Here is a 13,597-nt window from a genome sequence, read left to right on the forward strand (position 1 = left end):
AACCGATGAACCTACTCCTTCATTTTATTAAGACTATTTTGTAAATAAACACCTGCACCTAATAGACCGGGATCTTCATGAGTAATGACATAAACAGGGATTTTTTTAACCAAGTACGACATTCGTCCTTTGTTTTCAAAAGCATGCCGAAAAGGTGAAGATTTAAAAAACTCGATAAAACGTGGTACGATGCCACCAGCAATGTAAACGCCACCTTGTGTGTTCAGTGTTAATGCTAAATTGCCACCAAATCGTCCCATAAAAGTACAAAAATAGGTTAGCGTTTCTAAACAAAGTGGACAACTATTGGACAACGCTTTTTTGACAATTACATCTGGCGTAATCTCTTCTATAGGTTGATTATTAATGTTTAATAATGCTTGGTATATATTTACAATACCATTTCCAGATAAAAAACGCTCAGACGATACGCGTCCAAACTTTTTGCGTAACTCAGCTAAAAGACGATCTTCTTTCTCATTGGTCATTGGTAATTCAGTATGCCCACCTTCTCCAGACAAGCTGATCCAATGTTGATTAACTTTTATTAAATGCGACACACCAAGACCAGTTCCAGCACCATAAATCGCAATTGGGTAATTTAAATCGGCGTCATCCCCGCCGATTTTTACTAAATCTTTATCGGTTAATTGTGGAATAGAAGTCGATACAGCAGTAAAATCATTAATTACTTCAAGTTGTTTTAAGTTTAATGCTTTAATCAACGCTGAACGTGAAAACGACAAATTATTATTGGTCATATTCACCATATCTGTATCATCAATAGGGCAAGCAATTGCAATACAGGCCATATCGACACTGATTGATTGATTAGCAAGATAGTTTTTAATCAAAACTAATAGATCATCATCTTTTGAAATCAGAATTTTTGTGATAGCAGATAATTTGTTAGTGGTTAAATCGTACAACGCAAAACGGGCATTGGTTCCACCAATATCAGTGACTAAAGCATATTGACTCATGTTATTCCCTTCTATTACAAATTGTGTTTAAATCCTATTGCTGCGTACAAAATCATCGGTATTTAAAACATTTTTGAGCTACTCGTTACAAGGCAAGTCAAATAAGTTAAAAATCTCACCGCTAGCAATGATTTTTGGCGTGAAACATAACGTTATTTTAAGATGCGCTGCTTCTTACCGATGCAATTTTATTGTACGCCTAAAAAAGTAAGCAAGAACTGTTTGAATTTCGCTTTATTCGGCGTTATTCAAATGTAGCCATTGTACAAATGACCGTTCTTGTTTAACACTGGTCATACTATTTATCAAGTAGTACTAATAAACTAATTGTGATCCTTTACTCTATTTGATTTCAAATTAATTGATAATCTTTACTCATAAACTTAGTCAAAGCATACCAACAGTTTGAACGGTAATGATAGATAATAAGCATCAAAATGAACACTTTCTACTATCGGTATATGCATAACTAGTTCACCTTGATTAACATCAAGGCGATAACTCGAGAATAAATCAATATAGTTAATAATTACCAACTATATCCAATATGCTTTATCTATAACCATTTTTTTAATTTAAAATAGATATAAGGTGCAACGCCAGCAAGTAACATTAATATTAATGAGAATGGATAACCATATTCCCATTTTAATTCAGGCATGTTTTCAAAGTTCATTCCGTAAGCCGAAGCAACTACCGTTGGCGGTAAAAATACAACAGATACAACTGAGAAAATCTTGATAATCCGGCTTTGTTCTATATTAATAAAGCTAGTTGCAGCTTGCATTAAAAAGTTTACTTTTTGGAACAAGGATTCATTATGTGGAACAAGCGACTCAATATCACGAATAACTTCACGTGCTTGTTCTAGCTGATCAACTGGCATTTTTGCTCGTCGAACTAAGTAGTTCACCGCTCTTTGGCTATCCATTAAGCAAAGTCTTACCTTCCATGCGGTATCTTCTAACTCAGCTAAAGAGGTAATCGCTTCATCATAATGTTCTTGTGAAGAGCGATCCATAATAATTAGACTCAACTCCTCTAATTCACTATAGATATTTTCAATCTGATCGGCTAACTGCTCAACTTTAACTTCAAATAGATCGAGTAATACTTCCCAAGGGTTACCGTCTATCATGCTCTGATATCGTGACCGCATTCGATATAAACGAAACGCAGGAAGATCACGTTCTCTTAAGGTAAAAAGACGTCCATTATGGACTGTAAATGCAACAGTAGAATTACCTGCTCGATCTTCTGCATCTTCATAAAAAAAGAACGAGTGCACATGTAATCCTTCATTATCTTCAAAAAAACGGGCTGACGCCTCAATATCATCTAACTCTATACTCGTTGCTAAGTTTTGTCCTAAATGGGTTAAAACAAAATCACGATCGGCTTCTTCTGGCTCAATTAAATCAACCCAAGTCGCATTATTTATATCGCCTTCATTAATTTTCACTAACTGTTTGTTTTTTAGTCCAAACGCATTAATCATAAGGCCTCCAGTAAAAATATGTTTAGAACACTACACAACAAATGTGTGGCATTATACCTGTTATAATAAGAAATTCCTATGGTGAGACAAATCTTTCTCAATGTTTAAAAATGGATAATAGCTCGCATAATTGAATTAAATACGGTGATGTTACTTCTGTCTCATGCTACAATATCGAAATTAAATCTTTATGCAATTTTTAGGAGTTTATAATGGCAAATCGAGGAATAAACAAAGTCATTTTAGTTGGTAATTTAGGACAAGATCCTGAAGTCCGTTACATGCCAAATGGTAATGCTGTCGCTAATTTTAGTGTTGCAACATCAGAATCATGGAAGGATAAACAAACCGGTGAAAACCGTGATCGCACTGAATGGCATCGAGTTGTCGTGTTTGGTAAATTAGCTGAAATTGCTGGCGAATACATTAGAAAAGGAACGCAAGTTTATCTTGAAGGACAATTGCAAACTCGAAAATGGCAAGATCAATCGGGAACAGATCGGTATACCACTGAGGTAGTTATCAATACTATGGGGGGTACCTTACAAATTTTGGGATCGCGTGGCGCGAGTAACGAAGGCTTTGATGATGGCTCACAAAATTGGGGACAAAGCGCAAATAATTTTTCGTCAGCGCCAGCGTCGACCCGACAAGCAGCTCAAAGTGCGCCAGCACCACAACCTAAAGCCCCTGAACCACCAATGGATTTTGATGACGATATCCCTTTCTAATCAACCAAATGATTTTTTGGGCGTTTTATTACGCCCATGTATCATATCTTATCAATTTCAATTATACTTATCTTAATGTTTTTTATTAAGTCTTGAAATTGATATGCTGGAACTTATACAAACTATTGGCTTTGGTCTAATTCTTTTCATACCATTAACTAATCCATTAACGACTGTTGTGTTACTATTAGGTTTATCCGGTGATATGACCAATGAAGAGCGTAACTATCAGTCTAAAATGACTTGTATTTACGTGTTTATTATCATGGTTGTCTCGTTTTATGGTGGGCAATTAGTGATGAATACTTTTGGTATATCAATTCCTGGATTGCGTATTGCGGGTGGAATGATAGTCGGTATTATCGGTTTTAGAATGCTATTCCCCCAGCAACCATCTCATAAAACGTTAGAAGCCGATGCAAAAAAACGAGAAACATCAAATAATATCGCGTTTGTCCCATTAGCAATGCCCAGTACTGCTGGTCCGGGTACGATTGCGATGATTATTAGTATGGCTTCAACGGTTAAAGGTGGTGGTTACAACGTATCGACTTGGGTTGTTTATACCACTTCAATAATGGTACCATTATTATTGTGTATTATTTTATGGTTTTGTATGCGTAGTGCTGGCAGTATCATGCGATTTATGGGGAAAAGTGGTATTGAAGCAACTTCTAGAATTATGGGATTTTTATTAGTTTGTGTCGGTACCCAATTTATCATTAACGGCGTAAAAGAGCTGGTATTAAATTTCCCCAATATTTAACATATTAAATAATATACAGATAGTTAACCCAAGCACTGACGAATAATGAGACATAGGGCACGTTGATGCCCTACTGTTCTGACATCAATTAAAGTTTAGGTATATTTTTGATCATTTCAACCCGCATTAAATAATCATATAGAGGGACGATTTTTTTAAATCCTTTTATCAATTTATTTGGCAGATCACTATCTAATACATCAGCTATATGATTATTGGTTACCATAACAGCTAAGCTTTTACGGTTATACCATGTTGCTATCTTTTCATCTTGATCTTTAACCAGCGGTCGTTTATAACTTTCACCAACCAACTCAAAAGGTTTTTTGACGCAACGAATCATCTCTAAAAACTTAGCAGTATCATTAGCAATCTCTTCTCGAAAAATATCCATAGTTTGTTTTGATGCACAATAATAACCTAAACCATATTGATAACTATCCGGACTAATTTCAAAAAAATAAGCTGGCGCTTCTTTCCAGTCCTTATTTGGTCGTTTAAATGTTAGCCACAATCGACTTCGATATAATGTCTTATCTTTGGAAAATCGAGTATCACGATGAATGCGTGATATGGTTTTACCTATCGCTGGCTTGGTTTCAAACCACTCATCGATTTTTAACATTTCTGGGGTTAATTGTTCAACCAATAACTTAAATGGTTTAACTAAATCGTTATCATAAATAGAACGATGTTCATCAAACCAGGTTTTACTATTGTTAATCCAAGCATCTTGTAAAAAATTTAGCCCCGCTTGAGAAAAGCCGTTAAATATGGCCATTATTGCTCCTTAAATAACTCTCTGACTTTTTCTAAATCTTGTTGCGTATCAACACCAATGGCGGGTGACTCTTTAGCAACTGCAACATGAATTTTTTCACCATACCAAAGAACTCTAAGCTGTTCAAGCATTTCAATTTGCTCAAGTGAAGAAGGTGCCCAGTTGATATACTGACGAATAAAACCTGCTCGATAAGCATAAATACCAATGTGGCGAAGGTAAAAATCACCAATACTGGATTGATTGAATAAATTGCTAGCTTTCGCGAAGCGATCTCGCTCCCAAGGAATAGTCGCTCGAGAAAAATAGAGCGCATAACCATCTTTATCCATCACAACTTTAACAGCGCCAGTATTAAACGCTTCTTCAACCGACTCAATAGGTACAGCTAAAGTAGCCATACCTGTTTTATATTTGACTAAATTTTCAGCGACTTGATCAATAATAATAGGGGGAATCAGTGGCTCATCACCTTGAACATTAACAATCACTTCATCATCGGCAAATTGAAAGGTATTAATGACTTCGGCCAGACGCTCAGTCCCCGAGTTATGTTTATCACTGGTTAGAATCACTTCTCCACCATGCTTTTTTACCACCTCGAAAACTTGCTGATGATCGGTTGCAACAATGACTCGATTTGCCGATGACTTTTTTGCTTGTTCCATCACTCGTACGATCATCGGTTTACCGTGTATATCTGCTAAAGGTTTTGCAGGTAAACGGCTTGATGCATATCTTGCGGGAATAATAACAGAAAAATTCATAACTAATCCTTGTAATGTTCTATTCTTGATTAAATTTTACTTGAGTCAGTGCCATCGCCTCGGTTTCAAGTAATACGGGAATACCATCCTTTACAGGAAAAACTAATTTATCAGTTTGACAAATTAGCTGATTATGTTCTTTATCATATTGCAATTTGCCGTGACATTTAGGGCATGCAATAGCATTAAGAAGAAGCGCTTTCATATTTTATTCTCTATGTGATGTTATATCCGCTAATAATGAACAGATATGGTTAATTGCTGGCATAGGTATAATGGCATCTACAGGTAGATACCACCAATTTGGTAATGCAAATTGCTGACATTTTACTGCATCTTTTTCTGTCATTAAAATGATTTGTTGATCAGTTGCAATATCTGCTAACAATGGCAAAGTAAATTGTTGATGATCAGCAAAGGATACCGTTTTAATTAAATCCGCATTCATCATTGTTAACATATCAAAAAAACGTTTAGGATTGCTAATTCCAGCAATAGCACAGATATTTTGTAACGAAGATAATGGCTTTTTTTCTTGAGTAAGCAAATTAATGGCACAGTTGGGAGCCAATTGCATAGTATAAGTTTTATTGGGATATTTCTCAGGTAACAGACTATCGCTATCACCATTAATGATGATCACATCGACTGATCTTAAACGGTTTTGTCGCTCTCGCATTGGACCAGCAGGAATCCACCACCCATTGCCAAATTGACGTTTACCATCGACTACAACAACTTCTATGTTACGAGCTAGCGCATAATGTTGTAAGCCATCATCAGTCAAAATAACATCTAACTGATAGTGTTTTAATAAAGCTTTGACCGCATCAACTCGTTTCGGTGCTACCGCAACAGGCGCCTGAGTGCGTTGATAAATCAGAACCGGTTCATCACCCGCTTGGGCTGTTGTTGTATTGTTATCTAAAATTAAGGGATAAGAATCAGCGTTACCGCCATATCCCCGTGAAACGACACCAACATGGAACCCTTTAGCTTGTAAAGCTTGAATCAAACCAATCGTGAAAGGGGTTTTACCATTACCGCCGACGGATAAATTGCCAACAACAACAATCGGAACAGGTGAATGCCATGATTTTAAAAGACCGAATCGATATAACTGGCGACGAATAAAAACAATCAAACCATACAACAAAGAAAAAGGAATAAGTAACCAATATAATCTATTTTTACCATACCATAATTTTTCAATCATCATTTATTATCACTTGATTATGTTTTGTTACCATTACTGCTATATTTGACGTAATATAAATATTGCGATATTGGCTATTATTTTACTCATAAATAGGTAAACACCCAAGCCAATCATGATACCACCTAGGACGAACTTGTTCCCGCATTGTTTTGATATTCCACGTTAATTTATTAAAAAATAGACTAATTTGACCTGTCCTTGCAGTAACATGATAATCTAAGTTAAGTTCATGATAACGTAAAGTAATCTTATCTGCGGGTAAGTTCCAAGCATTATAGCGCGAAGTCGACACCAATGCACTTTTCGGTTTTACCCGATTTATAAAGGCATAGCTTGATGAGCTCATACTACCATGATGGGGAACTTGTAAAAATGTTGAAGATAATTTAACTCCATATTGTTCAATTAACTGATACTCTTGCGTTCGTTCTAAATCCCCTGTTAACAATACCGAGAATCGACCATCCGTTATTTGTATCACACATGAGTCTTTATTTTGCGCATAATTAACCAGCTTTTTAGGCCATAAAATATTAAATGAAAGCTGGTTCCAACTAATGTGATTTCCCGCTAAACATAAATAATCATTATTCAATGATGATGATGAACTCATCAACCACGCATTTGGATAGGTACGCTTTAAAATATTCAGCCCACCAATATGATCATTATGTTGGTGACTAATGATAATGCCTTCAACTGTTAAATTATGCTGCAATAAAAACGGTATAATGACCTGCTCTGCTACTGAATTTTTATCCCATTTAGCACCCGTATCATACAAAATAGCTGACTTTCCATTATGAATCACAATAGCCAGTCCATGACCAACATCTAACATGTCTACTCGCCAAACATAATCAAGAACGACAAAAAAAGGTGAAATCATTAAGCATAAAATAGACAATATAGTCACGAAAAAATGACGCCAAAGTTCAGTATGAATAACAATAATCATCAACCAACCAATTAAACTTAGTAGATAAAAATTAGCCGGTAATGTCAACCACAATACATTCATTGCTTTTAAACATAAAAATAATCCTTTAAGAGAACTATCTGCAACAAAGCAAAACCACAAGGATAAATAAAAACAATGTACCAAACTAAATAATAGTGCCAATAAAATAGCAGGAAAGGTACATAGTGTGATAAGTGGAATTGCTATTAAATTCGTGAATAATGCAACAGTACTTATCCCGTGAAAAATAAAAAATTGTATAGGTAATAATAATAACGTTAAGCCAAATTGTAGATGCAATAACCGTATTAAATACCAACGTTTTTTTTGTTTAAAACGGTTTGGTAAAGGCATCCATTGGGATAGAAAGAGTAAACTGATAACCGCGTAGCAAGATAACCAAAAACTTTCTGATAAAATCATCAACGGATCAAATAAGAGTAATATTGCAATAATTCGGTTTATTTTTTGCCAAGCACTTAAATGATAACTTTGATAGCGTAAGTATATCCATATTGATAGTGCGAATATCGCACGCAGTGTTGGCGGATTAAATCCTGTTAACCAAGCATAAAATAATGCACTTAGCCAACCAACTATGATTGGTACAAAATAATGTATATAACGATTTGGAAGTAAAAACAGACTTGTTTTAACAATAAAGCAGCAAAAATAAAAAACTAACAGAATATGCATACCGGATATTGCCATTAAATGAGCTATACCGGTTTGCATCATTATTAGGCGATCTTCACCACTTATTTGTGTGCGTTCGCCAAAAGCAAGCGCAATCAGGATTCCTCGGTAAACACATAGATTAATATAGGGTAAAGCGTAATCTGCTATAACTTGTCTAACATTACGCTTATCATCAAGTAATTTAGCTTGTTTTAATTTTGCTGATAACAGGCGCCTATTGGCAATTGCAAAGCGTTGACTATCAAAACCCCCTTCATTCAAATAACCTTGGCTAACTTTGGTTTTCAACGTAAGTTGCCAAATTTGACCGGCCTTAGGAATAATTGGCTGATCCCAATAGACTGAAATAGTTGGATTAAAAGACAAATAATGCTGGTCAGAATTGATTAGGGCAAATTTTATGTAATACGGTTCTGTTATATTGTCGGCTTGAACATCAATTGTTTCGACTTTAGCTTGCACAATCAAGGTCTTATCGATATAAGGTTCAACATTTGATAAATATTGATGACTATAAGCAGTAGACCATAAAAAGCTAAGGATTAATACCGCAATCATTATTGTAAAGCGATAAAACGTTGATGGAACAATCAAAATAAAAGTAATAAGAACAATAGCCAGCATATACCACTGTTCATAAGAAGGTAATGAAGGTAAAAACATAAGTGGCAAACAACCTAAAGAAAAAATTATTGCTAATAGATCCAGTGAAAAAAGTTGCCGCATTGATTTTGGATAGGGTTAATTTTGATTAGCTATCAAACTATCACATAACTGTTTTCTCAAAATATTCCATTTGCTAATTTCTAGAGGTTGCTTCCATTTTATTAATTAGTTGAAAAACTTTTACAAAACTAAACTGATTTTCAGCTAAACTTATTTTTTACGTTAATACGAATCACAGCTAAAGAGGAGGTGTCGATAATCTAGAATGGTGCTGCAAGCATTGATTGATAAATATCCGAATTGTTATAAATAAAAAAACCTTTGATTTTAGTCAAAGGTTTTTTTGTAATATTATGCAAACTTATGCTTTGGCAGCATTATTAACTCGTTCACGTAATTCTTTACCCGGTTTGAAATGAGGGATATATTTATGTTTAACTTCAACATTACCACCTGTTCTAGGATTTCTCGCTTTACGTGGGGCGCGATAGTTCAAACTAAAACTACCAAAACCTCGAATTTCAACACGATCATTACTTTCCATAGCTAAAGCGATCTGTTCGATAATATCTCTTACAGCATCATCAACTAGTTGTACAGGAAGGTGTGTCCGCCAGTTAACTATCTTTTCGGCTAAATCTGATCTGTTCATGGTCACTCCTAATTTATTTTGTGTGGTAAATAACTGATTTATTTTATACCACAAAAGAAAAAGAGGGCAAGCCCTCTTTACTCTTTACATAAACAATTTTTACTCAGTTTTTGAAGCAGCTTTGAAAGCTTCAGCCATTGCATTAGTAAATGATGCTTCTTCTTGAGTTGCAGTATTATTTACAGCAGCAAGTGCTTCTTTTTCATCAGCTTCATCTTTAGCGCGTACTGATAATGAAATCGCACGAGACTTACGATCGATATTAACAATCTTAGCTTCAACTTCGTCACCAACTTTCAGTGCAGTAGTTGCATCTTCAATACGTTCACGAGCAATATCTTGAGCTTTTAAGTAACCTTCAATACCATCAGCAATTTCGATAGTTGCACCTTTAGCATCGACAGCAGTTACTTTACCTTTAACAATAGTGCCTTTTTTATAGTTTGCAGCAAAATTATTGAAAGGATCATCTTCTAATTGTTTAATACCTAAAGAAATACGTTCGCGCTCTGCGTCAACTTGTAACACAACCGCTTCGATATCGTCACCTTTCTTATAAGCTTTAACCGCTTCTTCGCCAGGCATATTCCAAGAGATATCTGAAAGATGAACTAAACCATCAATACCGCCATCTAAACCAATGAAGATACCAAAGTCAGTGATTGATTTGATCTTACCGCTAACTTTATCACCTTTATTGTGTGATTCAGCAAATTGTAACCATGGGTTTGGTTTACATTGTTTAAGACCTAAAGAGATACGACGACGTTCTTCATCAATTTCAAGAACAACAACTTCAACCACATCACCTAAGCTAACCACTTTAGATGGGTGAATGTTTTTGTTTGTCCAATCCATTTCAGAAACGTGTACTAAACCTTCAACACCTGTTTCAATTTCAACAAAACAACCGTAATCAGTTAAGTTAGTTACTTTACCTGTTACTTTTGTTCCTTCTGGGTAACGTTTAGCGATTGAAACCCATGGATCTTCGCCTAATTGTTTTAAGCCAAGAGAAACACGTGAACGATCTTTATCGAATTTAAGCACTTTAACAAGTAATTCTTGACCCACTTCAACCACTTCACTTGGATGTTTAACACGTTTCCAAGCCATATCAGTGATGTGAAGTAAACCATCAACCCCACCAAGATCAACGAATGCACCGTAATCAGTAAGATTCTTAATGATACCTTTAACTTCTGAACCTTCTTGTAGATTTTCAAGAAGTTGTTCTCTTTCTGCGCTATTTTCAGATTCGATAACGGCACGACGTGAAACAACAACGTTGTTACGTTTTTGATCTAATTTAATAACTTTTAATTCAATTTCGCGATTTTCAATATGTGAAGTATCGCGTAATGGGCGAACGTCAACAAGTGAACCAGGAAGGAACGCACGCACGCCATTAAGATCAACCGTAAAGCCACCTTTAACTTTACCATTGATAACACCTAAAACTGTTGCAGCATCTTCAACTGCTTTTTCTAGTGTCAGCCACGCTTCATGACGTTTAGCTTTTTCACGAGATAAGATTGTTTCACCAAAGCCATCTTCAATTGAGTCAAGCACAACGTCAACAACGTCACCGACTTGAACTTCTAATTCGCCTTGGGCATTTTTAAACTGCTCTACTGGAATTGCTGATTCAGATTTTAAACCAGCATCAACTAAAACGACATCTTTGTCGATTGCAACGACAGTACCACGGATCATATTACCAGAACGAGTGTCTAGTTGATTTAAAGACTCTTCAAAGAGTTGAGCAAAAGATTCAGTCATATTTATATACTTAAATTAATATTAACGTCCACATTACATCATGTCTTGTGGGGTTGTTTACGGAACTCCACCTATCCTTTTGTGGAGCTTGGTTCAAGCAATAAATAAATTTATTGCCCGAGTTTTTGGTTTATATACTTAATAGATTGATTAAAAACATCTTGAATAGAAAGTGATGTGGTATCAATTATAAGTGCATCAACAGCAGGTTTTAACGGCGCAACGGCTCGATTGCGATCACGCTCATCACGCGCTGTTATTTCCTGCAAAATTTCGGCGAATTTAGCATGATTTTGCTTATCTTGCAACTGTTTCATTCTTCTTTCTGCTCGAGATTGCGCACTGGCATCGAGAAAGATTTTGACTGGTGCATCTGGGAATACGACAGTTCCCATATCGCGACCATCAGCAATCAAGCCCGGAGCCTGTTTAAAATCTCGTTGTCGTTGTAATAATGCAACTCTCACTTGACTTAACGAAGCGACTTTTGATGCGGCTCCGCCTGTTTGTTCAGTACGGATAGCGTTAGTGACATCGTTATTCTGTAATAAAACTTTTACTTCAGCCCCCGTAGAATCGAAGGTTAAAGGCAGATTTAACGCCAATTTAACAAGCTGACTTTCATCATCAAGTGCGATGTTTTGTTGCAAGGCTGAAAATGCCAATACTCGATAAATAGCCCCCGAATCTAAAAGGTGCCAATTAAAATGATTAGCTAATGCTTGGCATAATGTGCCTTTACCTACGCCACTAGGTCCATCAATGGCAATGACGGGAACAGTTTTAATCATATTAATATTCGCTTAATCGTTCAAATTGTTCAAAGTAGTCTGGAAAAGTTTTCATAGTGCATTTAGGATCTAATATGGTCACCGGCGTATCGGATAGTGCAACTAACGAAAAACACATTGCAATGCGATGATCGTTATAGGTTTCGATTTTAGCATGCGTTAATTTTGCAGGCGGAACGATAGTAATATAATCAGGTCCCTCTTCAACCGTAGCTCCAACCTTCCGCAGTTCAGTTGCCATCGCATATAAGCGATCGGTTTCTTTCACTCGCCAATTGTAAATATTACGAATTGTCGTCGATCCTTTGGCAAATAAAGCAGTCGTGGCAATAGTCATTGCTGCATCGGGAATATGGTTCATGTCCATATCAATACCGTTTAATTCCCCCCGAGTACATTCAATATAATCATCTGCCCAAATCACTTTAGCACCCATTTTTTCAAGTACATGTGCAAATTGGGTGTCGCCTTGTAAACTTTTTTTACCTATACCGGTAACACGCACCGTACCGCCTTTAATTGCCGCTGCGGCTAAAAAATAAGAAGCGGACGAAGCATCACCTTCGACTAAATAATTGCCAGGAGATTGATAACATTGTTTGGCTTTAATGGTAAATTTTTGATAATCATGATTGGTAACTGTGACACCAAAAATTGCCATCATTTTGATTGTAATATCAATATAAGGTTTCGAAACTAAATCACCAATAATGGTAATTTCGGTATCTTTATCCGCTAGCGGTGCAGTCATTAATAAAGCGGTTAAAAACTGACTTGAAACCGTTCCATCAACGTTGATATTACCCCCGCTAAAACCACCATGAATATGCAGTGGCGGGTAACCTTCGTTTTCAAGATAGTCAATTTTAGCACCACCTTGACGTAAAGCATCCACTAAATGCCCTATTGGGCGCTCTTTCATACGAGGTTCGCCTGTTAATATAATATTATTGTTACCCAAACATAATGCCGCTGTTAATGGACGCATCGCTGTGCCAGCATTTCCCAGAAACAATTCCAAAGGGTAAGTCACTTGCAAGTGACGACCGATGCCCTGAATATCACAAATAGTACGATCATCAGATAGTTGATATTTAATACCTAAAGCCTTTAAAGCATCAAGCATGTAACGGACATCATCACTATCAAGCAAATTGGTCAAACGGGTATTACCTTTACTCAGTGCGGATAATAGTAATGCTCGATTAGAGACACTTTTTGACCCAGGTAAATTGATTGTCCCATTAATTTTTTTTATCGGTTGTAATGTTATAGATAACATAATCACTCTCTATAAATAT

Annotated in this window: 13 protein-coding genes; 2 read left to right on the plus strand and 11 right to left on the minus strand. The window is 36.1% G+C overall.

What is annotated here, in order from left to right:
- Positions 1 to 11: 11 nt before the first annotated feature.
- Together J3U66_RS05220 and corA are read right to left on the minus strand one after the other, a co-directional pair.
- Complete coding sequence (locus tag J3U66_RS05220) at positions 12 to 983, minus strand: glucokinase (RefSeq protein WP_267332495.1); 972 nt, start codon at positions 981 to 983, stop codon at positions 12 to 14.
- 556 nt (positions 984 to 1,539) lie between these two features.
- Entirely contained in the window at positions 1,540 to 2,481 is a 942-nt protein-coding gene (gene corA, locus J3U66_RS05225; protein WP_065634831.1) for a magnesium/cobalt transporter CorA, read from the minus strand.
- A 212-nt stretch (positions 2,482 to 2,693) separates the two neighbouring features.
- Between corA and J3U66_RS05230 the strand changes: the two genes are divergently transcribed.
- Entirely contained in the window at positions 2,694 to 3,212 is a 519-nt protein-coding gene (locus tag J3U66_RS05230; protein WP_267332494.1) for a single-stranded DNA-binding protein, read from the plus strand.
- A 103-nt stretch (positions 3,213 to 3,315) separates the two neighbouring features.
- Complete coding sequence (locus J3U66_RS05235) at positions 3,316 to 3,978, plus strand: MarC family NAAT transporter (protein ID WP_267332493.1); 663 nt, start codon at positions 3,316 to 3,318, stop codon at positions 3,976 to 3,978.
- An 88-nt stretch (positions 3,979 to 4,066) separates the two neighbouring features.
- On the opposite strand, the gene J3U66_RS05240 is transcribed toward J3U66_RS05235, so the two are convergent.
- The 9 genes from J3U66_RS05240 to aroA form a co-directional block, all read right to left on the minus strand.
- On the minus strand, positions 4,067 to 4,759 hold the full coding sequence (locus tag J3U66_RS05240; RefSeq protein ID WP_267332492.1) for a DUF2461 domain-containing protein: 693 nt from the start codon (positions 4,757 to 4,759) through the stop codon (positions 4,067 to 4,069).
- On the minus strand, positions 4,759 to 5,526 hold the full coding sequence (kdsB, locus tag J3U66_RS05245; protein WP_065634835.1) for a 3-deoxy-manno-octulosonate cytidylyltransferase: 768 nt from the start codon (positions 5,524 to 5,526) through the stop codon (positions 4,759 to 4,761). The genes J3U66_RS05240 and kdsB overlap by 1 nt, the downstream gene beginning before the upstream one ends.
- A gap of 19 nt (positions 5,527 to 5,545) precedes the next feature.
- Entirely contained in the window at positions 5,546 to 5,731 is a 186-nt protein-coding gene (locus tag J3U66_RS05250; RefSeq protein ID WP_267332491.1) for a Trm112 family protein, read from the minus strand.
- Between the two features lie 3 nt (positions 5,732 to 5,734).
- Positions 5,735 to 6,742 (minus strand): tetraacyldisaccharide 4'-kinase, encoded by a 1,008-nt coding sequence (gene lpxK / locus J3U66_RS05255; protein WP_416379534.1) that lies wholly within the window; start codon positions 6,740 to 6,742, stop codon positions 5,735 to 5,737.
- Positions 6,743 to 6,824: 82 nt separating this feature from the next.
- Complete coding sequence (locus J3U66_RS05260) at positions 6,825 to 9,068, minus strand: DNA internalization-related competence protein ComEC/Rec2 (RefSeq protein ID WP_267348271.1); 2,244 nt, start codon at positions 9,066 to 9,068, stop codon at positions 6,825 to 6,827.
- 364 nt (positions 9,069 to 9,432) lie between these two features.
- A complete protein-coding gene (ihfB, locus tag J3U66_RS05265; RefSeq protein ID WP_065634838.1) occupies positions 9,433 to 9,723 on the minus strand; it encodes an integration host factor subunit beta in 291 nt (96 codons plus the stop codon).
- A gap of 99 nt (positions 9,724 to 9,822) precedes the next feature.
- A complete protein-coding gene (gene rpsA / locus J3U66_RS05270; RefSeq protein WP_065634839.1) occupies positions 9,823 to 11,505 on the minus strand; it encodes a 30S ribosomal protein S1 in 1,683 nt (560 codons plus the stop codon).
- 110 nt (positions 11,506 to 11,615) lie between these two features.
- Positions 11,616 to 12,296 (minus strand): (d)CMP kinase, encoded by a 681-nt coding sequence (gene cmk, locus J3U66_RS05275; RefSeq protein ID WP_267332488.1) that lies wholly within the window; start codon positions 12,294 to 12,296, stop codon positions 11,616 to 11,618.
- 1 nt (position 12,297) lies between these two features.
- Complete coding sequence (gene aroA, locus J3U66_RS05280; RefSeq protein WP_416379533.1) at positions 12,298 to 13,581, minus strand: 3-phosphoshikimate 1-carboxyvinyltransferase; 1,284 nt, start codon at positions 13,579 to 13,581, stop codon at positions 12,298 to 12,300.
- Positions 13,582 to 13,597: the final 16 nt, after the last annotated feature.

It is taken from the genome of Gilliamella sp. B2969, from assembly GCF_026536195.1.
In the GTDB taxonomy this organism is placed as follows: Bacteria; Pseudomonadota; Gammaproteobacteria; order Enterobacterales; family Orbaceae; genus Gilliamella.